Source organism: Marinithermus hydrothermalis DSM 14884 (assembly GCF_000195335.1).
GTDB classification, from domain to species: domain Bacteria; phylum Deinococcota; class Deinococci; order Deinococcales; family Marinithermaceae; genus Marinithermus; species Marinithermus hydrothermalis.
The window spans coordinates 702,543-722,363 of the sequence record NC_015387.1 but is presented as its reverse complement, the minus strand read 5'-3'; the positions used below and the strand labels follow the sequence as shown (position 1 = coordinate 722,363).

Sequence of the window (19,821 nt, the reverse complement as noted above, 5' to 3'; positions counted from 1 at the left end):
CGCTCCCCCCCCAACAACCCAAGGCGGTCACGAGGCAGTAACACCCCCGGTAACGCCCCCCCGGCGTAGAGTAAGCGTATGCCCTTCCGAACGCTCCGTGGCCTCACCGTAGCGGGTGCGCTCCTCCTCGGCGCCTTCACTCACGCCTCGAGCAGCACGCCGTGGATCCAGCTCTCGAGCGTTCAAGGTGACCTCCCCACCCCCTGGTTAGGGCAGGAACAAACGGCCAGCTTAATTTTCGACATTGACAATGACGGGCGCAACGACTTCGTTCTCGCCGGACGCAAGTACGCCCCATCCGTGGTGTGGTACCGCCAAGAAGGCTCGAGCTGGACCCAGTACCTCATCGAGCGTGAAGCGCTGCCCATCGAGGCGGGCGGAGCGTACGCTGACATCGACGCGGACGGGGATTTGGATCTTGTGCTCGGGGAGGACGCCACCGGCAACCGCGTCTACTGGTGGGAGAACCCCTACCCGAACTACGCTCCCGACACTCCCTGGCCCCGGCACCTCATCAAGGCCTCCGGCGCAAACAAGCACCACGACCAGCTCTTCGGGGATTTTGACGGGGATGGCCAGCTCGAGCTCGCCTTCTGGAACCAAGGGGACCGAGCCTTGTTCCTTGCCGAAATCCCCCCGGACCCCAGCCAGGGGGAGTGGCCCCGTACCGCGATCTTCCGGTGGGAGGGCGACCCGAGCCCCGAGGGTTTGGCGCAGGCCGATATTAACGGGGATGGGGTTTTGGACCTTGTGGGCGGCGGGCATTGGTTTGAGTACGTGGGGAACGGACGTTTTCGCGCGCACCTGATCGATCGGGAACAGGTCTTTGGCCGCGCGGCGGTGGGCCAGCTGGTTCCCGGCGGTCCGCCGGAGGTGGTCATGCTCGTGGGGGACGGGGTGGGACGAATTCGCTGGTACGCCCTAGGCGCGGAGGGGTGGGTGGGGCACGACCTGCTGGACACCCCCGTGGATCACGGGCACAGCCTAGCCCTCGCAGACTTCGACGAGGACGGGAACCTGGATATCTTCGTAGCGGAGATGATGCAGTGGTCGCTGGGCGCGGCCGTTCCCAACAACCCAGACGCGCGCATGTGGATCTTCTTCGGGGATGGCCAGGGGAGCTTCACGCCGGTGGTGCTCGCCCAAGGCGTCGGAAACCACGAGTCCAAGGTCGGGGACCTCGACGGTGACGGACGCCCCGACCTCCTCATCAAACCCTTCCACTGGCAGGCTCCCCGGGTGGACATCTGGTTGAACCGCCTGCCCTCACGCTGAAGCCCGCCGGGACCACAACCGTCCCCCCACCTCCGCCAGGCGCCATAACTGCGCCCGCACCCACCGGGGTGCCGGTAACCCCGCAATCCATCGCGCGACCGTCAGGTCCCGGCGCGGGGATGTGGTGTACCGCAACGCCTGAGACAACCAGAAACCGGCCCTCTCCACCTGCCCGCGGCGCAGGTGTACGAAGCCCAAAGACGCGGTGCGGACCGCAATGGCGCGCACCCGTTCCTCCTCGAGCTCGGGCGGGCACACCCCCTTGAGCTTATGCTCGAAGATGTACCGCTCCTCCAAAAGGCGCGGCACGATATTGGCCTCGATCGTGTGCGCCCGCTCGTGCTTACGGATGTACGCCAGCTGGCGCGGCAGGTAGTACCCCCGCCCACCCCGCGAGAAGATCTGGAGCCACAAGTGGTAATCGGAAGCGTACACCAAATCGTCCGCGAGGGGCAACGGCTCGGGGTAAAGCCGCTGGAACCACGCCCGGCTCACCAGCGCAACCTGGGCGGGGATGTAGTTGGTTCGGTACAACGCCCGCGCCGCCTGGTGCACCCCCGGCGCTATGGGGCTATGCACCATCTGGGTGTAGGTATTCAGCACGCGCCCGTTCGACGTGGTCCGGTAGGCGTCCGCGTGCACCACGGCCACCTCAGGGTGACGCTCCGCGATCTCCACGAGCGCCTCGAGCGCGTCCGGAGTCAGCCGGTCGTCCGCTGGCAGTAGCAGAAAGTACTTGCTGTGGGGTGAGGCCCGCTGGTAGCAACGGTTAAAGTTCGCGGTGATCCCCACGTTCACACGATTACAAAACGGCTTGACTCGAGGATCCCGCCCCGCGTAAGCGCGGAGGATCTCCGGGGTGTGATCGGTCGAGGCGTTGTCCCCGACGATCAACTCGAAATCCCCCATCCGCTGGGCCAAGACGCTTTCAATCGCCTCGGGCAGGAAGCGCCCGTAGTTGTAGGTCGCCATCAACACACTCACCAAAGGCGCCCGCTCCTTCATACCCACGTCCTCCCCATGTCTCACCGATGCTTCAAGCTATCGCAAAAGGCGTGATCCGCACGTTACCCAGCCGGACCGCTTCCCACACGCCCCGCCTGCGCGGCGTTACCCTCCTTCCCCCTTAAAAGCCGGGTCTCGGCCCCAGGGTAACAAGCGTTAACGACGGGCTTAACGGCCTTTCCCGAGTCACGGGGGCCTAGTATGGAGGTAGGCTCCCCCTTCGGAGGTACTCGAGTGTGCACACGCTTAGGAAGAATCCTTGCCCTTACCCTCATCGGGTTCGTCGCCGCCCAAACCCACGCGCCGCTGCCCCTGGACCAATGGGCGTACATTCAAGTAGACCGCACGCGCGAGGTCTTCCAGGGGAACGTGCGTTACCTCGGCCTGGCGATGGGCGACGTGAACGGTGACGGGTACGCGGACATCGTCTCGGGACGGTACGCGTACCGCAACCCTGGCGGGGACCTGACCGGCCCGTGGGCGCGCATCGCCTTTCCGGAGAACGTGGACGCGATGCTGCTCGTGGATGTGGATGAGGACGGCCGGCTCGACGCGATCGCGCAAGCGCTGCCCGGCGTGTACTGGGTGCGCCCCGAGGACGCCCAAGGGGAGCGCTGGTCGGTGCGGCAGGTGGCGACCCTCGAGCCCACCGAGCACATCAACAGCCAGGGGTACACCCTGGCGCAACTCGAGCCCGGCGGCCTTCCGGAAATCGCTTTCACTACGGGGGCGGGCCTGTGGTACCTCCGCATCCCCGAGCGCCCGGAGGCAGGGACCTGGCCCAAGGTGCGAGTCAGCGCAGAGGCGGTAGCCGAGGACCTGCTCGCCGCAGGGGACCTAGACGGGGACGGGGACGACGACCTGATCGCCACCCTCGGCCCGGCCGTAGGGGGGCGCGCGGTGCACTGGTGGGAAAACCCGGGGGATGGAAGCGCGGACTGGCCGCGCTACCTGATCGGCACCACGGAAAACCCCGGGGACCGCGCGGCCGTCGCGGACGTGAACGGGGACGGCCGGCTCGACGTGATCGTCAGCGAGGAGAACGGCAAGCCCGAGGGCGCGTACACCTTCTGGTTCGAGCAACCTGCAGATCCCCGTACCGCCCCCTGGCCGCGCCACACCGTAGCCGTGCAGGGCAGCACGAACAGCATGAGCGTGGCGGACATGGACCGGGACGGGGACCCTGACATCATCACTGCGGAACACCGCGGTGCGCTCCGGGTCGTGATCTGGGAGAACCGGGATCACGGCACCCGTTGGGTTCCGCACCCGGTGGACGCTGGGAAGGAAAGCCACCTGGGAGCGCGGGTGGCGGATCTCGACGCGGACGGTGACCTGGAGATCATCAGCATCGGGTGGGACGCCCCTCAGTACCTCCACCTTTGGCGCAACGACGCCATCCCGTAGGCCTTACACGAGCACCGTTCGGGCCTGCACCCCCAGCGCGGCCAGGGTCTCCTCGATCTCGTACCGGTAGTTAGGGTTCATCACCAGCACCGTGTCCACCTCCAGCGCCCCCAGCCGCGCCGGAGGCACGATCTCCTGACCCGTGCCCGCCACGTACTTCCCCTGCTTGCGGGGGTTTACGTCCACCGCGCAGCACACGCGCTCCCGACCCACGAGGTTCAGGAAGGTCACCCCCTTTGACCCCGCTCCCCAAAGCGCCACCCGACGCCCTTCCGCACCCCAACGCTCCAGGGTATCCCGCCAGTAGGCGATCTTCTCCCGGTAGCGCCCCGCAAAGGCGCGCACCAACGGGGCCAACCCCGCCCCCTCGCCTTCCAACCTGGCCCCACCCCCATTCCGCACCGCCTCCACCGAGAGGAACTGCCCTCCGTAGTGCGCGTACACCGTGCGCGGGGAAAACCCCGCGCGGCGCACCAACCCCTCGAGCGCCACCGGCGTGTAGTAGGCGCAGTGCTCGTAGATCAGGTCCCAGATGCCGAGGTCCTCGAGGGTAAACAGGGCGTTGGGCACCTCGATGTACACCACCGTGCCCGGCCTGGCCACGCGGCGCATCTCCGCGAGGAGGGCGTGCGGGTCGGGCACGTGCTCGAGCACGTGCCTGAGCACGATGAGGTCCGGCGTCGCGTCGATTCGGTCCGCGCTGAAGTACGCCGGGATCACCCGCACGCGGGGATCCTCCACGCCGGGACAGCTCGGGTCGATCCCGATCCCGCGGTTGTCCCCGAGCTCCACGAGCCGGCTGAGGAACTCCCCCTTGCCGCACCCGATCTCCAGCACGGTCTTCCCCCGGACCCCGTACCGCTCCACCAGGCCCCGGGCCAGCTCCTCGGCAAACCGGGCGAAGGTGGGGGAGAAATGCAAGGAGTTCTCGTAGGCCTCGTCGTACTCCAGCCGCGCGGAGTCAAAGGCCAGGTTGTAGATCATCCCGCAACGCCCGCAAAACCCCAGCACAAGGTCCCCCCGCGCGGCAGCACGCGCGGCCTCGGCCGTAGGCCACTGCACGTTGGCGTACACGGGCACATCCCGCGCCTCAAAAAAGACCTCGAGCGCGCCAGCACGGCAGGCCGGACAAGGCGCCGTCATGCGGGCACCCCCACCCGCACGAGCTCGGGCTCGAGCCCCAACCGTGCGAGCTCAGCCTGAATCTCCTCGGTGTAGATCGGGTTCATCACGATGACTACGTCGGGCCGGTAGGCCTCGAGAAAGGCGGGGCTCACCACCTCGTGCCCGCTGCCGGGCATGTACATGCCTTGCTTGTAGGGGTTGATGTCCACCACGTACCCCACCTCCTCCCCTAGCCCCAGCGTGGTGAGGAAGGCCACGCCCTTCGAACCGCCTCCCCACAGCACGACGCGCTTCCCCGCCGCACGCCAAGCCGCAAAGCGTTCCCGCCAAACATCCATCGCTTCTTGCACCCGCGTCTCGAAGACGGCGACCATCCGCTCGAGCCGCTTGGGGGACTCCTCCCCGGAAAAGCGCTCGCCGTTCGTGCCGACGCGGCCCACCAAGATCAGGTACTGGTCGCCGTAGTCGCGGTAGAGCTCGAGCAGCTCGAACCCCGCCTCGCGGAAAAGCCGCCCCAAGGAGCCCAGGCTGAAGTACGAGCAGTGCTCGTAGTACACGTCCCAAAACGCGTTTTCCTCGAGGACACGCGCCACGTCGGGCACCTCGAAACAGACCAGCACGTCGCGGCGGTTCCCGATCCCTTCGCGCACGAGCTGGATGAAGTCCTGCACCGGCTGGATGTGCTCGAGGGTGTGCCGGCAGATCACCGCGTCGGCCTCGCGCGTGAGGTCCACGTGGTTCTCGTAAAAGTCCTGTACGGACAGGATGCGCTCCCGGGCGGAGGCCGGGAGCCGCTCGGGGATGAGGCTCGGGTCGATCCCGATCCCGCGGTTGTCCCCCAGCTCGACGAGCAGGCTGAGGAACTCCCCCTTGCCGCACCCGATCTCCAGCACGGTCTTCCCCCGGATCCCGTACCGCTCCACCAGGCCCCGGGCCAGCTCCTCGGCAAACCGGGTGAAGGTGGGGGAGAACCCTTGGGTCTCCTCGTACCGCGTGGAGTACTCGTGCAAGCTCGGGTCGAAGGCGTTGTTCTGGATAAACCCGCAGTTCGAGCAGAAGCCCAGCTCGAGCCGACCGCGGGGGTACCGAAGAGCCTCGTCGCGGCTCGGCATGAGCAGCACGCTATGCACCGGTACGGCATCCACGGTGTAGAAGGCGCGGGGGTTTGGGGCCCCACACGCGTAGCAATACGGTTCCACCATACGCCTCCTAGGCGAGCACAGGACTCGGAATGGGGATGATGAACTGCCCGCCGCGCACCCGGTACGCTTCCTGCTGCTTGAGGATCTCGTCCTTGAAGTTCCACGCAAGCAGGAGGGTGTAGTCGGGCATCTCCTCCAACAGCTTTTCCGGCGCGTAGATCGGCTGGTGCGTTCCCGGCATGCGCCGGCCCTGCTTGTGCACGTTCCGGTCCACCACGAACTCCACGAGGTCCGTGCCGAGCCCCGCGTAGTTGAGGAGTACCGCGCCTTTCGCGGCCGCGCCGTAAGCCGCGATGCGCCGCCCCGCCTTCTTCAAGGCGCACACCAGCTCGAGGAGCTCCTGCTTCACCGTGCGGACCCGTTCAGCAAACCCCGCGTAGTACTCGAGCTGATCCATGCCGAGCATGGCCTCCGTCCTCAGGTACTGGGCCACCACGCCGCTCGGCGCGGGGTGCTTCCCGACATAAAGCCGCAGGGAGCCGCCGTGAATGGCGAGGGGCTCGAGGTGGTTGAGGGACAGGCCGTGCGTGCGGAACAGATGATCCAAAGCGGAAACCGAGAAGTAGCACAAATGCTCGTGATAGATCGTGTCAAACTCCCCACGCTCCACCAGGTCGCGCACGTACGGCACCTCGATCACCGCGACGCCGTCGTCCTTGAGGAGGGTGCGGATACCGTCCACGAACCCTCCGAGATCCGGCACGTGCGCGAGCACGTTGTTGGCGAGGACCACGTCGGCCTGCATGCCCTGCGCACGCAGTTCCTCGGCCAGTTCCCTTCCGAAAAACGCGCGCAGCGTGGGGATGCCTTTGGCCTCGGCCGCTGCGGCCGGACCCTCCGCCGGGTCGATCCCCAGTACCGGAATGCCGGCTTTGTGAAAGTACTGGAGGAGGTACCCGTCGTTGCTCGCGAGCTCCACAACCAGGCTTTCCGGACCGAGCTCGCGGGACTGGATCAGGTGCTCCGCGTTCTTGCGGGCGTGCTCCAGCAGCGTGTCCGAGAAGGAGGAGTAGTACGGGTAGTCCTGGCAGAAGAGCTCCTCCGGCGAGACGGTCTCCCGGAGCTGCACCAACCCGCAGGCCGGGCAGAACGCCACGGTCAGCGGGTAAAACGCCTCCGCGTCCACCGGATCCTCGGGCTTCAACAACCCGTCCGCGAGAGGCATCTCCCCTAAGGAAAGAAAGGGCGTGGGGTCCGCCGCACCGCAAGCGCGGCAGGTCGTCTCGATCCGCATCATGGTTTGACCTCCTTCACTTCCGGGCTTTTCACACGCCAGCGCAAATCCGCATCCAGCAGCCCGGCACGCTGCAGCTCGAGCACCCGCTTGATGCGCAAAAACCGCGCGCTGGTGAAGACCTCGAGGGTGAGGCGGTTGGCCTGGTACGCGTCGCGCAGCTGCGCGACCCCCTCGGCCACCGTCCATTGCGGCCGGTACTCGGGCAGGACGCGCTGGATCTTGCTGCAATCCACCCGGTAGTTCCGCTTGTCGGGCCCGGCCCCTTCAGCGAAGCGCACGCGGCTTCCCGGGACAGCCTGTTGCACGATCTCGGCCACCTCCCGGATCTGGTAGTTCTCCTCGGTTCGCCCCACGTTAAAGGCCTCGTTGTGCACCCGCTCCCGGGGCGCGTGCAGCACCGCGAGAAAGGCTCGGGCGATGTCCTCGACGTGCACGAGGGGACGCCAGGGCGTCCCGTCGCTTTTGATCAGGACCTCCCCGGTGGTGACCGCGTACCCTACGAGGTTGTTCACCACGAGGTCTCCCCGAAGCCGCGGGGAGGCCCCGTAGGCCGTGGCGTTCCGGAGGTAGGTGGGGCTGAAGGTCTCGTCCGCGAGGCGGGCGAGGGCCTGCTCGGCCAGGATCTTGGAGTGCCCGTAAGGCGTGACCGGCCGGAACGGGGCCTCTTCGGTCAAAAACCCGTCGTCCGACGCGCCGTACAGGCTGCACGAGGAGGAGTACAAAAAGCGCGGCACCCCTGCCTGTTTCGCGCAGCGCGCGAGGTGCGCCGTCGCCTCGTAGTTCACCTGGTAGGTGCACTCCGGCCTGAGGTCGCCCAAAGGATCGTTGGAGAGGGCCGCCAGGTGAATGACCGCGTCGAACCCCTCGAGGTGCTCCGGGGTAACGTCGCGCACATCCAGACGCAGCGCGGGCACCTCCGGCGGCTCCTCCCCCAGCGTGCACCCCTCGAAGTAGTACGCGTCCAGCCCCACCACCTCGTGCCCGGCCGCTTGCAGCATCGGAACGAGCACGCTGCCGATATACCCGTGGTGCCCGGTTACCAGGACCCGCATGCCCCGCTCACTCCCAGACCCGCCACGGGGGATTGCCGCTCTCCCAGTACTTCTCGAGCAGCACCTTGTCCCTTAGGGTGTCCATGCACTGCCAGAACCCCTCGTGCCGGTAGGCCATCAGCTCCCCGTCCGCCGCGAGGCGCTCCAGGGGCTCTTTCTCCCACAGGGTGTCGTCCCCCTCGATGTACTCGAAGACGCCGGGCTCGAGGACGAACATTCCGCCGTTGATCCAGCCGGAGTCGATGGGTTTCTCGGTGAACTCGGTCACGTGCCCTTCCTCGATCTTGAGCTGTCCGAACCGGGGCGGGGGGTGTACCGCGACGATGGTGGCGAGCTTGCCGTGGGAGCGGTGAAAATCCAGCAGGCGGCGCAGATCCACGGTGGAGACCCCGTCGCCCCAAGCGAGCATGAAGGTCTGGCCTCCCAGGTGCGGCGCGAGGCGCTTGATGCGGCCACCGGTGTTGGTGTATAGGCCGGTCTCGATCAGCTCCACCGTCCAGTCCACGGCCTCTCCCCCGTGCGCGTGCACCCGTCCCTTGCCCAGCTCGACCGTTAAGTCTCCGTTCAAGGCGCAGTAGTCGGCCATCCACTTCTTGATGTAATCCCCTTTGTACCCCAGTGCGATGACGAACTCCTTGAACCCGAAGTGGGCGTAGTAGCGCATGATGTGCCACAGGATCGGTTTCCCCCCGATCTCGACCATGGGCTTGGGCCGAACCACGGTCTCTTCGGAAAGTCGTGAACCGAACCCTCCGGCTAGAATCGCTACCTTCACTGAAGACTCACCTTCCTCTCGCTATGGGATTAAGGCTAACCAGCGCCCCGTGACCTTCCCGTTACCCCGCAGCACGGCCAGCAGCATGGCGTCCTGTGCGCATCGTGATCCCCCAAACCGCCCAAGGCACCGCCAAGCAACGCAGGAGTAACGCGTATCACCAGGTCCACTGACCCCGCAGCACCTGCCATCCCGCCCGGGTCGCGGCCCACACGTCCGCTATGAAATGCAGCGCCGCGACCCTGAGATCCAACCCCAGCGCCGCCCGGCGCTGGTAGTACAGTCGGTTTAACAGCGCGTGGCTGCCCAGCAGCACCACCCCCCACCACCCGACCTCAACCCCCATCCCCCCCAGCGCAGCGCCACCCAGCAGCGCGTACGGCAACGCCAAGGTTCGCGCCACCGCCCGCACCTCGAGCCACGCCCGGTACCGCCATCCCAGCACGAACACGTTCCGCACCCACCGGGCCTGTTTGCGCACGTACACGCTCAAGCGCTCGGGGTACTCGCTCGGCATATACGCGCCCGGCACGAACACGATGCGTTTCCCCGCGCGGAGGAGCTCCTTGGCCAGGGTATAGTCCGTGCCTGAAGGGGCCGGCGTCATGAACCCTCCCGCGGCCTCGAGGGCCTCGCGGGTCACGGCGGCGTTGCGCCCCAACAACCCCGCCACCGGCCCTGTCGTCTCCGGCAGGGTCATCCGCTCCACCGCCCATTGCAACTGCACGAAAGGATGCTGGAGTTGCGCGTCCAAGGGACGGGAGGGCCCGGTCGCCGCCGGGGCCTCGCCGCGAAGGAGAGGTTCGAGAACCGCGCCCACTACGGCGTCCGAAAGACGGCAGTCGATGTCGGTCAGGTAGAGGATGCTTCCCGTGGCTCGGGCGTAGCAGCGGGCGAGCGCGCGTTGCTTCCCCTCCCCCGCGTGCTGCTCGAGTACCGTGACCCCCTCGCCTTCCAGGGCCTTGGCCACCGCGTAGCTCCCGTCGGGGCCGCCCGCGCACAGGATCAGCTCCTTTTCGGGGTACGCCAGCGATCGGTAGGCAGCGAGGAAGTAGGGGATGTGGGCGCGCGCGTCCCAGGCGGGAACCAGAAAACTTACGCGGGGCCAGTGCGCGCGCGGCGTAAGCGCAGGCGGCTGGGGAGAGGCCTTTGGGACCGCCCGGGCGATCCGGTACGCGTGCGCGAGCCACAACCCCACGAGCGCCGCGAGGAACACCCCGTTCACCGGAAATCCACCTCCTGCACGCAGACTCGAGCCCAAGGCTCAGCCTTAACCCAGTGGTATAAGTGCACTCCCTTCGCCCCCACGATCCGCACCTCCTCCGGGGTCTCCACGAGCACGGCCGCACGCCGCCCCACCCTCGTAGGGAGCCGCACCGTCCGGGTCGTGGCCTGGGGCAATCGCGCCCCGCTGGGCAGCAGTTCGGCGAGAAAGCGCAGGGCCTTGTCGTTCCACCCGGTCACGGGCGTGAGGTCCCGGTAGTCCGCCCGCCCCCCGGGGCTGAATCCCTCCGCGGTGCGGAACGCCCCGCTGGGGAGTTGGCGCTGCAAGAACCACTCGAGCGCCCCGTTGGGCAGGGGGCGCCCCATCAAGCGAAACGCGCGCAGGATATCCGCCGCTCCCGCCACCCAGCGGGGACCAACGCCCCCTCCGCGGGTGTACAGGAGCTGCGGCCACCCCCCCGCGCGGTGGGTGCGCTCGAGGAAACCGAGCGCCGCGCGGGCCGCCACCCGGTAGCGTTCCTCCCCGAAGACCTGTGCGGCCTCGAGCAAGGGGGGTACGCACCGCGCGTTGTAGTACGGGAAGAAGCGGCCGTCCCCGCGCCCGGGCCGGGGCGCGTACTGATGGATCGCACCTTTGAGGGGCCCGCGCGGCACCTGGTAGCCCAGCACGTCCTCAAGCGCAGCCCGCGCGTACCCCAGCCACACCTCCTCCCCGCTCACCACGGCGAAGCGCAGGAAGGCCTGGGCGAGGGTCGCGAGCTTGTTCGGCACGCGCCCGTACACCCCCGGCCGGTCGTTGAACCCCTGGCGGTTCGGGTCCCACAACCGCCGGACCAGCCCCTCCAGGTTCCTGCGGGCGCAGGCGAGGGCCGCGTCCGGATCCTTCAGGTACCGCAGCGCGCCGAGCAGGCCCAGCGTCGCCGCGGCTTCGTGCGGGGTCCCCATCGTGCCCGGGTTCAGCTCGAAGCAAGAAGAGCGGTACGTGCCGTCCGGCCGCTGGCCCTGCATCAAGTCGGTGGCGGCGCGCTGCAACCGCTGCCTCCAGCAGGGATCCCCGGTCTTCTCGTAGAGCACGCGGTACCCCTCGAGCAACCCCTCGTAACGCCAGTCCAGGCCCGGCCCGGTGTACCGGTAGCGGTTCTGCCACCAGTGCGCGACCGGCCCCGCGTACCCTCCCGGCTGGCGCACGGTCTCGAGCCACACCGCGAGGTTCGCGACCGCTTGCGCCACGGATGCGGTTTGTGCCGTCGCGGCGATCATGCCGGCCTCCGGATCGACAAACGGTAGTACGCCAGGGTCGGGCGGGTCGCGGCGAACGCCCGGCGTACGCGGTGCCAGGCCCAGTCGCCTATGGACGGCCACCCCAACAGGGAGGCGAGGTGCATGGCGCCACCCCACGCGCGTGCACGCCACGTGTACACGTACAGGGCAGCTTCCTCCACCCACCCCCGCCCCGTCCCGGCCGGGGGCGCGGCCACTCCCCTGAACGCCAGGGCGTACACCCGCCGCGCGCCCACGAGCGGCTCGTCACCCCCTCCCAGCAGCGCCACCCCCCACCCCTCCCCGCCCTCCCCGGACAGCTCGGCCCGCAGCTCGGCCTCCGCGACCAGCGCCTCGGAAGGCAGCGTCATCCGGAGGCCCGCCACCCCGGCGTGGTACGCATCGGCAAACACCCGGTCCAGGAGGTAGGACCACGCCAGCTCGTGGGCCCCGACCGGCTCGGGGATCGGCAACGGCACTACCCGAACCTCGAGCTTCACCCCAGCACCTCCCGGTACACGGCCTCGAGCCGCGCTCCGATCGCCGGCCACGCGTAGCGCTGCTCGACGCGGGCGCGCCCCCGGCACCCCATCTCCACGGCGCGCGCGCGGTCCGCGAGGAGTTCCTCGAGGGCGCGCGCCAGGGCGGGAACGTCCCCGGGCGGCACCAGGTACCCATCGCTCCCGTGCGCGACGACGGTGCGCACTCCGGGCAGCGCGGAAGCGATGACCGGCGTGCCGCACGCCAGCGACTCCAGCAGCACGAGCCCGAAGGACTCCACCCCGATCGAGGGCAGCACCGTGACGTCGGCGGCGCTGTAGATCGGGGGCAGGTCCTGTGGGGCGCGCGGACCGAGGAAACGCACGCGGGACGCCACCCCGAGCCTCCGGGCCTGGTCCTCGTACACCCGCCGGAGCGGACCATCCCCCACCACAAGAAGCACCTTTCGCTCGAGGGCAAGCCGGGCGAACGCCTCGAGGAGCCCCTCGAAGTTCTTGAAGCGGTGCGCGGCATCCAACGCACCGACGAAGAGCACCACCCGATCCTCGGGGGAAAGGCCGAGCGCAGCCCGGGCTTGGGTTGGGTCCACGGGACGAAACAAGTGGGTGTCCACGCCGTTGGGTAGCTCGCGCAGGTGCGAAGCCCCCCGCAGGCGCGGGTGGACGTGGAAGAGGTGGTCCAGGGAGACGGCGAGCACGCGGGCGGCTGCACGCAGCACGAACCCCTCGATCGTCCGGTTGTACACTCCGAACGCCAGTCGCTTGAAGGGGCTGGGGTCCTCGAGGCGGTTGTGGTAGGTGACCACCAGCGGCACCCGGCCGCGCGCGGCCCGCCACGCGGTCATCTCGGCCCCGAAGATGTAGGGGTAGTGCAGGTGGATGAGGTCAAACCCCTCCAGGCGCGTCAGGAGGCTGGGCGTCAAGGGCGCGTTACCCAAGCGGAAGGCGACCGCGAGGCGCTCGACGCTAAACGGTGCCGCGAGCGCACCGTTCGGCGAGGTCTGGGCGGTGAAGACCGTGACCTCGTGGCCGCGCTCCGCGAGGACGCGGGCGTTGTGGTAGGCCACGTTGCCCGTCCCCGCCCAGTACGGGGGGAAGGTGGCCGTGACGTGCGCGATCCTCACGCGCGCACCCCCCGAAGCATGGCGCGCGCCCAGCGGTAGAGCGGGCGCGTCAGGCGGTCCAACCAGCGGGCCAGCCCCGGGGAGCGCACCAACTGATCAAAAGGCAGGGCGATCAGGGCCTCGTGGAGCAGGACCGGGTCCGAAACCCGCCGGCTTCGCTGAATCACGCGGCGCTTCGCGCGTAGCGCGGCCCGGTGCCGCCAAAGCCAGGCGTACCCTCGCAGCCGCGCCTCGAGGTAGCGCGGTCCGCGGAGGAAGGCGAAAGCCCACACGGCCGCTTCCGTGAGGAGCAAGGCGGGCAGCATGCGCCACAAGGTGCGGGCCTCTAAGAGCTTGAAGAGCGTTACTAACCGGTTGCGCTCGAGGTAGTAGAACTTCTGCGGGGTCATGCCGAGGGTGTACGCGTGCGTGGCGACCGCGTCCGCCGCGCACAACACCTCAAAGCCCAAAAGCCGCGCTCGGAGAGAAAGGTCGGTGTCCTCCAGGTACATGAAGTACGCCGCGTCGAACCCGCTCAGGGCCTCGAAGACCTCCCGGGAGGCGATGAAGGCCGCGCCAGAGATCAGGGGAACCGCGTGCAGGCCGCGGTAGCGCTGCGGGGGGTCCCCCAGGCCGCGGCAGGTGGTGATGCCGGTGTAGTGCATCTGGTTGCCGCAGGCGTTCACGGTGCCGTCAGGGTTGAGCAGCTTAGGGGTGATGAGGGCCCGGGGGTGCGTCTGGGCCGCACGGAGCAGCACCTCGAGCGCGCCCGGGTGCAACCGCACGTCAGGGTTCATCACCAGCACGAACCGGCCCTGCGCGTGCTGGAAGCCCAGGTTGTTCCCTCCCGCGTATCCGGTGTTGGTGGGGCTCGGAACCACCCGTACCTCCGGGTAGTGGGCTTGCACCCAATCGGCCGTTCCATCGCCGGGACAGTTATCCACCAGCACCACCTCGAGCGAGGGTACGCCCTGCGCGTACAGGGCCGGCAGGCTGTGCTCGAGGTGCTCTCGGCTTCGGTATGAAACGATGACAACGCTGAGGTACGGCCGCAACGTGCTAACGCCTCCTTTACCAGCGTGGAGTCACGGGGTGTCTTCCCGCCGTAAGGCCATCGCGTCGCGGATCTCTTCCTGGATCCGTCGGATCATGTGCTGAATGCTGTGGAGCATCACCCCAGCAACGCCTAGGAGCAGGCCGCCCGTGAGCGCCAGGGTGGTTAGGATCGCCGTGCCCATGAGGAGCTCCCCGGTGGCTTGCATGTGGAGCGCGACGCGAATTCCGAGCAGCACCCCGATCACGCCGAGGAAGAGGCCAGGTAGGGAGAAGAAGAGAAGGGGGCGTCGGCGAGCCACGAGGCTGAGGATCGCGTCGAGGATCTGTAGGCCCTGCACGACGGGGTTGCGTTTGCTTCCGTCCGCGTAGGAGACGCTGATCGGGACCTCCTTGACTTTGAGGCCCGCCTGGCTGAACAAAAACTGCATCTCCGACTCCACGGAAAGCCCGCTGCTGCGGAAACGAAGGGTGCGCACGGCCTTGGGGGAGAAGGCGCGGTACCCGCTTTGGCTGTCGCTGATCTTGACGCCGCTCGTTAGGTTGGTCACGGCGGTCAGGGTGTGCTGCCCGAGCTGCCGCCATCCGGGGATCGGGCTGCGCTTTTCGAGGAAGCGCGAACCCACGACCACGTCCGCCTCCTGGGCAAGGATCGGCCGGACCAGCTCGGGAATCTCCGCCGGTTCGTGCTGAGCGTCGCCATCCAGGCACACCACCGCGTCCGGCTTGAGTTGGAGCGCGGCCTTGAATCCCGCGTTCAAGGCCGCAGCCTTTCCCTGATTTTTTTCCAAGCGCACCACGCGCGCTCCGGAAACCTCGGCGAGTTCAGCGGTCCGATCGGTGGAGCCGTCGTCCACCACGATCACGTGGGAGGCGTACCCCCGCGTCTTGATGACCACGCTGGCGATGAAGCGTTCCTCGTTATATGCGGGGATCACCGCGACGACGTTGGCCTTCTCGCCGGAACGCCCTGAATCGATACGCATTTTCTGGGGAACCCGCGCCGTGCTTCGGCTGACTTCCATTCCGCCCACCCCTCCGTTCGCTCGGGCGAACCCAGCTATCGCCGTACGCTAACGCTACCGAACGGCGCGTGAACCCCCCGTTATTCGGTTTGGTGGGCGCCTGAGCTACCCTCCTCTCCTCCGTTACCCTCCCCCCGGAGCAGCTATCGATCCAGAAACGTACGCGTAACGGGGGCGTTAACAGCCCACGCCCCCGGCCTGAACAGCGCGGATTACAGGAGTTCTCGCAGCTCTGGATCGTCCTTAATAGACTTTAGGACCTTCTTGATCTTTTGCACCTGGTCCTTGCGAACGACGAGGGTGATCTTACCATCCCGCACGATCACCACGTTCTCCAACCCGATCGTGACGATGAGTTCGTCCTCACGCGTCGCGTAAACGAACGCACCTTCCGTATCCAACCCGATGTGCCGGGCCAGGCGCGTGCCGGGGTGTTCCCCCTGCAGCAACCGCTCCAAAGCCGTCCAGTCCCCCAGGTCATCCCAACCGAACCGGGCGGGGATCACGTAGGCCGCGCGGGTATGCTCCATCACCGCGTAATCCACGCTCTTCCTGGGCAGCGTGGGGTACGCGTCCTGGCCGAGGCGCTCCAGGGGTTCCAAGATCTCCGGGGCGTGCGCCCGAAACTCTTGCAGAATCACCCCCGCTCGGAAGATGAAGATCCCGCTGTTCCAAGCGTACCGCCCGGTCTCCAGGTAGGCTCGAGCCGTTTCGGGATCGGGCTTTTCCGTGAAGCGCGCCACCCGGTAAGCAGCGAACCCCTGGTAGCTGCCCACGGGCTCCCCTCGCTCGATGTACCCGTACCCCGTGGCGGGATGGGTCGGCTCGACGCCTAGGGTAACGATCCCGTCCCGTCGAGTAGCGAGGCGCACCCCCGCTTGAAGCGTACGGTGGAAGGCCGCGACGTCCCCGATCCAGTGATCCGCGGGGAAGAAGGCCAGTACCGCATCCTCTCCCCAGCGCCGGGCGACCTCGAGGGCAGCCCAAGCCACGGCCGGGGCCGTGTCGCGCCCTTCCGGTTCGACCAGGAGGTTCGCAGTGGGCAGGTGCGGTAGGTGCTCGTGAATGCCTTCTCGCAGGTCCTCCGAGGTCACGACCCAAAGCCCGTCCCATCCCCCCGCCAGCGGCAGTAAGCGCTCCGCGGTCGCCTCGAGGAGGCTTTGCCCACCCGGAAGGATCCGCAGAAACTGCTTGGGTCGATCCCGGCGCGAGAGCGGCCAGAAGCGCTCGCCGCGGCCGCCCGCGAGGATGATGGGCACGAAGCGGTTCTTCATGACTGAATTATACGCTCCTCGTGGGGCGCGCCGCTCACGTACGCACCAGGCTGAGGAACTCTTCCCGCGTCTTGGCGTTCTCCCGAAATACCCCTAGCATGGCGCTCGTCGTGGTTGCGGAGTGCTGCTTCTCCACCCCGCGCATCATCATGCACAGGTGCACCCCCTCCACCACCACGCCGACTCCCTGAGGCTTGAGGACTGCCTCAATGGCCTGCGCGATCTGGAGGGCGAGGCGTTCCTGCACCTGGAGGCGTCGGGCGTACATCTCGGTGATGCGAGCGAACTTGGATAGCCCCAGGATCTTCCCGTTCGGGATGTACCCCACGTGCACCTTTCCGTAAAAGGGCAGGAGGTGGTGCTCGCACAAGGAGTAGAACTCGATGCCCTTAACCACCACCATCTCCGAACCTTCCGCGGCGAAGACCGCGCCGTTGACGACCTCCTCGAGGGTCTGCCGGTACCCGCGGGTGAGGTAGGCCCAAGCCTTCGCGACGCGTTCCGGGGTTCGCTCAAGCCCCTCCCGCTCCGGGTCCTCACCGATTAGCTCGATCCATTCCCGCGCCAGCACGCGCAAGCGCTCCAAGTCCATCTCGGTCTCGAAGGAAAGCCCGGTATCCTCAAGCTCGATCCGCTTACGCTCCATACCTTCTCCTTATCCGGTCAGAGGTTCCAACCCCCCGCGACCTCGAGCACCTGCCCTGTGAGGTACCCGGAGGCCTCATCCACGAAGAACAGCACCGCGCGCGCCACCTCGTCCAGCGCCGCTACGCGCCCCATGGGGATCTCCTCCACAGGCTGGGTCACCGAGTTCTCCGCTACCCCCGGGGCGACCACGTTCGCGGTAACGCCACGGCCCGCAAGGCGTTTGGCCAGGGCCTTGGTGTAGAGGATCACCCCGGTCTTCGCGATCACGTACGGCGTGATGTGCGTGCGCCCCAACAGGTTGTGCGCCCCGGCGTACCCGATATTCACGATTCGGCCCCACCCGGCCCCAATCAGATGGGGCAGCGCGGCCTGGGTCACGTAGAAGGTGGCGTTGAGGTTGGAGTCGAGCATCTCGTGCCACTCCTCCACCGTCGTAGCCTCGATCGGCTTGTACAGGTAGTTGCCCACGTTGTTGACCAGAACGTGCAGCCCTCCCAAAGCCCGCACGCTCTCCTCCACCAGGCCGCGGGCCGCTTCGGGGCGGGTGATGTCGGCAGCCAGCGCGACGGCTCGCACCCCGTACCCTTCCGCCTCCCGCCGCACCGCCTCGGCTGCCTCGCGGCTGCTGCGGTAATGCACCACGACGTCGTACCCCGCTCGCGCGAGGGCGAGGAGGACCGCCCGCCCGATGCCCTTCGCGGAGCCCGTAACCAACGCGACTTTACCCATCTCGTTCCTCCAGGTAGCGCTCGATGAGAACGCGGGTGTAGCGGTTCAAGGGGTAGTCCAACGCCGACTCCGGCACGACCCAGGCCCACTCGGCGATCTCCTCGTTCGGCCGCACCGCCTCGCGGTCCGTTTCCGCGAAGTAGTTCAGCAAAATGAAGTGCGCGCTCCGGTAGAAGGCCGGGTCGTTCACCGCCTCCTGCACCAAGGCCCAGCGGATGCGGGTGAGCTCGAGCCCCACCTCCTCCCGCACCTCGCGGCGCAGAGCGGCCTCGAGCGATTCGCCCCAACGCACCTTACCGCCCGGCACCCCCCACGTCCCACGCCACTTGGTGGTACGCACCAGGAGGATCCGGCCGCTCGGGCCCTGTACGAGCGCGCCTACCGTAGGGATAGGGTAGCGTTCTTGAGCCGCCATATCCGCCATACGTACACCAGTCCAAGATAGCCCGCCTCCAACAGCACAAAGGTAAGGTACGCCCTAGGCTGATGCAACGCAAGGAAGACACCGGCTATAGCGAGCTGGGTGGTGAGGCCCAGGTTGGCGGCCAGGGTGAGGGTGGTGGGGCTCCACCAGAGCTGGGCGAGCGCGGCCCGCGCCATGGGCGGCGCGCCGCGCGATCCCCAAGCGAATGCCGCGCGCTCCAGGCGTTCGACCCAGGCATCCTGCGGAGCAAAAAGGAGGCGGTACGCCCTCTGCAAGCCGCGCAGCCAAGGGCCGCCACTTGCCTCCGCGAATGGCGGCCGAAAGGCCTCACCCCGGGCGGCGCGGTAGAGGCGCTCGAGGTTGTAGTCCCAGGAGAGGAGGAGGGTCAGGATCGCCAGCGCCCCCATGGCCTCCACCCAGGCGCCGGTCCGGGCCGCCAAAGCGGCGAACAGCGCGACGTTCACCGTGAAATCCCCGAGGGTGTCCAGGTAGCGTCCGAGCTCGCTGGTCCATCCCTTGGCGCGGGCGAGCTGGCCGTCGGCGTTGTCCAGTACGGTCTTGAGCTGGAGCAACAGGGCCGCCGGCACGTCCCCCGCCGGCCCGCGGGCCACGAGCCAGGCGGCGAGGAGGCCGATTCCGGTATGGATGAGGACTAGGGCTTCTGGTCGTACCCGGGTCGGCCAAAGCGCCAGCACGACGAGGTGCGCGAGGGGTCGGTAGATGAGGTGGTTCAACCACTCGGTGGCGGGACGGGGTTTGAGTGTGGCGCGATAGAGGGGGCGCATCTACGCTACCCAGTAGAGGGCGTACACCTTTCCGTGGAGGGGTTGGGCCCACAGGTATAGGGGCGTGCGCCCTCCGGGGAGGGGGGCTTTCCCCCGGAAGGGCAGGCCGGTCTCGCGCGCGACGGTCAGGGGGTGGTCTGCGGCGATGCCCCGCGCTTTGGGGAGGCGGGCGCGCATGCCTTTCCCACGCGCGCTGAACAAGACCCGGAGGGGCCGTCCCCCAGCGATGAGGGCGAGGGCCGGGCCGGGACCGTGTTCGGCCAGAGCGATGGCCGCGACCTCCTCCGAAACGCCGTAGCGTTCTGCGAGCTCGGGGATGAGGCGGGGCCGATACCCGTGCTGGGCCACGGCCTCCACGACCGCCCGGCTCGGGAGGAGCATCTCGGCCGCGCCCAAGTTACAGAGCGCCTCGAGGGCCTCCTCGAAGGCCGGACCTTCGAAGGCGTCGTGCAGGTCCGAGAGCAGCTCGTCATCGTGCTGGATCAGGTGGTGGATCACCTCGTGCGCAAGGGTGAAGCGTTGGCGTCTGGGGCTTTGCCCGGCGGCGATGAGGACGCGTTTTCCAACCGGGTCCAGCATCCCATCGGGCCCGCCGAGGTCCGTGTAGGCCAGGGTGTACCCGATGCCCCTGGCCATGCGCTGCGGGGTGAGCGGCCAGTGCGCCTCCCGAAAGGCTCGCGCTAAGGCGCGCACCCGGTCTCGGTACGTGTCGTGCACG

20 protein-coding genes are annotated in these 19,821 nt (G+C 67.8%); 2 read left to right on the top strand and 18 right to left on the bottom strand.

All coding sequences use genetic code 11. The features are described 5' to 3' along the window. Positions 1 to 78: 78 nt before the first annotated feature. A complete protein-coding gene (locus MARKY_RS03785; protein ID WP_013703547.1) occupies positions 79 to 1,275 on the top strand; it encodes an FG-GAP repeat domain-containing protein in 1,197 nt (398 codons plus the stop codon). Here the strand turns inward: MARKY_RS03785 and MARKY_RS11385 are convergent. Continuing rightward, the gene (locus tag MARKY_RS11385; protein ID WP_013703546.1) at positions 1,267 to 2,280 is read right to left on the bottom strand and encodes a glycosyltransferase family 2 protein; all 1,014 of its coding nucleotides are present in this window, start codon (positions 2,278 to 2,280) and stop codon (positions 1,267 to 1,269) included. The genes MARKY_RS03785 and MARKY_RS11385 overlap by 9 nt on opposite strands. Before the next feature lie 234 nt (positions 2,281 to 2,514). Between MARKY_RS11385 and MARKY_RS03775 the strand changes: the two genes are divergently transcribed. Further along, on the top strand, positions 2,515 to 3,687 hold the full coding sequence (locus MARKY_RS03775; RefSeq protein WP_013703545.1) for an FG-GAP repeat domain-containing protein: 1,173 nt from the start codon (positions 2,515 to 2,517) through the stop codon (positions 3,685 to 3,687). A gap of 3 nt (positions 3,688 to 3,690) precedes the next feature. Here MARKY_RS03775 and MARKY_RS03770 read toward each other — a convergent pair whose 3' ends face one another. From MARKY_RS03770 to MARKY_RS03690, 17 genes are all read right to left on the bottom strand, one after another. Further along, positions 3,691 to 4,830, bottom strand: a complete 1,140-nt coding sequence (locus MARKY_RS03770; RefSeq protein ID WP_013703544.1) for a class I SAM-dependent methyltransferase — start codon at positions 4,828 to 4,830, stop codon at positions 3,691 to 3,693. Then, complete coding sequence (locus tag MARKY_RS03765; protein ID WP_013703543.1) at positions 4,827 to 6,014, bottom strand: class I SAM-dependent methyltransferase; 1,188 nt, start codon at positions 6,012 to 6,014, stop codon at positions 4,827 to 4,829. The genes MARKY_RS03770 and MARKY_RS03765 overlap by 4 nt, the downstream gene beginning before the upstream one ends. A gap of 7 nt (positions 6,015 to 6,021) precedes the next feature. Continuing rightward, positions 6,022 to 7,251: a class I SAM-dependent methyltransferase gene (locus MARKY_RS03760; protein ID WP_013703542.1), complete on the bottom strand. Its 1,230-nt coding sequence runs from the start codon at positions 7,249 to 7,251 to the stop codon at positions 6,022 to 6,024. Then, complete coding sequence (locus MARKY_RS03755) at positions 7,248 to 8,303, bottom strand: NAD-dependent epimerase/dehydratase family protein (protein WP_013703541.1); 1,056 nt, start codon at positions 8,301 to 8,303, stop codon at positions 7,248 to 7,250. The genes MARKY_RS03760 and MARKY_RS03755 overlap by 4 nt, the downstream gene beginning before the upstream one ends. Before the next feature lie 7 nt (positions 8,304 to 8,310). Further along, positions 8,311 to 9,078 (bottom strand): glucose-1-phosphate cytidylyltransferase, encoded by a 768-nt coding sequence (gene rfbF, locus MARKY_RS03750; RefSeq protein ID WP_013703540.1) that lies wholly within the window; start codon positions 9,076 to 9,078, stop codon positions 8,311 to 8,313. 157 nt (positions 9,079 to 9,235) lie between these two features. Continuing rightward, a complete protein-coding gene (locus tag MARKY_RS11380; protein ID WP_013703539.1) occupies positions 9,236 to 10,303 on the bottom strand; it encodes a glycosyltransferase family 2 protein in 1,068 nt (355 codons plus the stop codon). Beyond that, positions 10,300 to 11,562, bottom strand: a complete 1,263-nt coding sequence (locus tag MARKY_RS03740) for a hypothetical protein (protein ID WP_013703538.1) — start codon at positions 11,560 to 11,562, stop codon at positions 10,300 to 10,302. The genes MARKY_RS11380 and MARKY_RS03740 overlap by 4 nt, the downstream gene beginning before the upstream one ends. Continuing rightward, the gene (locus tag MARKY_RS03735; RefSeq protein ID WP_013703537.1) at positions 11,559 to 12,062 is read right to left on the bottom strand and encodes a hypothetical protein; all 504 of its coding nucleotides are present in this window, start codon (positions 12,060 to 12,062) and stop codon (positions 11,559 to 11,561) included. The genes MARKY_RS03740 and MARKY_RS03735 overlap by 4 nt, the downstream gene beginning before the upstream one ends. After that, the gene (locus tag MARKY_RS03730; protein ID WP_013703536.1) at positions 12,059 to 13,186 is read right to left on the bottom strand and encodes a glycosyltransferase family 4 protein; all 1,128 of its coding nucleotides are present in this window, start codon (positions 13,184 to 13,186) and stop codon (positions 12,059 to 12,061) included. The genes MARKY_RS03735 and MARKY_RS03730 overlap by 4 nt, the downstream gene beginning before the upstream one ends. Next, entirely contained in the window at positions 13,183 to 14,220 is a 1,038-nt protein-coding gene (locus tag MARKY_RS03725; RefSeq protein WP_013703535.1) for a glycosyltransferase family 2 protein, read from the bottom strand. The genes MARKY_RS03730 and MARKY_RS03725 overlap by 4 nt, the downstream gene beginning before the upstream one ends. Positions 14,221 to 14,250: 30 nt before the next feature. After that, complete coding sequence (locus MARKY_RS03720; RefSeq protein WP_148230398.1) at positions 14,251 to 15,204, bottom strand: glycosyltransferase family 2 protein; 954 nt, start codon at positions 15,202 to 15,204, stop codon at positions 14,251 to 14,253. A gap of 251 nt (positions 15,205 to 15,455) precedes the next feature. Further along, positions 15,456 to 16,517 (bottom strand): mannose-1-phosphate guanylyltransferase, encoded by a 1,062-nt coding sequence (locus MARKY_RS03715; RefSeq protein ID WP_013703533.1) that lies wholly within the window; start codon positions 16,515 to 16,517, stop codon positions 15,456 to 15,458. A 34-nt stretch (positions 16,518 to 16,551) separates the two neighbouring features. Next, positions 16,552 to 17,163 carry a GTP cyclohydrolase I FolE gene (gene folE / locus MARKY_RS03710; RefSeq protein ID WP_013703532.1) on the bottom strand — a complete coding sequence of 204 codons (612 nt, stop codon included), beginning with the start codon at positions 17,161 to 17,163 and terminating at the stop codon, positions 16,552 to 16,554. A gap of 17 nt (positions 17,164 to 17,180) precedes the next feature. Next, complete coding sequence (tmpR, locus tag MARKY_RS03705; RefSeq protein WP_013703531.1) at positions 17,181 to 17,894, bottom strand: bifunctional dihydropteridine reductase/dihydrofolate reductase TmpR; 714 nt, start codon at positions 17,892 to 17,894, stop codon at positions 17,181 to 17,183. Beyond that, a complete protein-coding gene (locus tag MARKY_RS03700) occupies positions 17,887 to 18,318 on the bottom strand; it encodes an NUDIX domain-containing protein (protein WP_013703530.1) in 432 nt (143 codons plus the stop codon). Before MARKY_RS03700 ends, tmpR begins: the two co-directional genes overlap by 8 nt. Next, positions 18,273 to 19,103 carry a CDP-alcohol phosphatidyltransferase family protein gene (locus MARKY_RS03695; RefSeq protein ID WP_013703529.1) on the bottom strand — a complete coding sequence of 277 codons (831 nt, stop codon included), beginning with the start codon at positions 19,101 to 19,103 and terminating at the stop codon, positions 18,273 to 18,275. The genes MARKY_RS03700 and MARKY_RS03695 overlap by 46 nt, the downstream gene beginning before the upstream one ends. Beyond that, entirely contained in the window at positions 19,104 to 19,820 is a 717-nt protein-coding gene (locus MARKY_RS03690) for an ImmA/IrrE family metallo-endopeptidase (RefSeq protein ID WP_013703528.1), read from the bottom strand. Position 19,821: the final 1 nt, after the last annotated feature.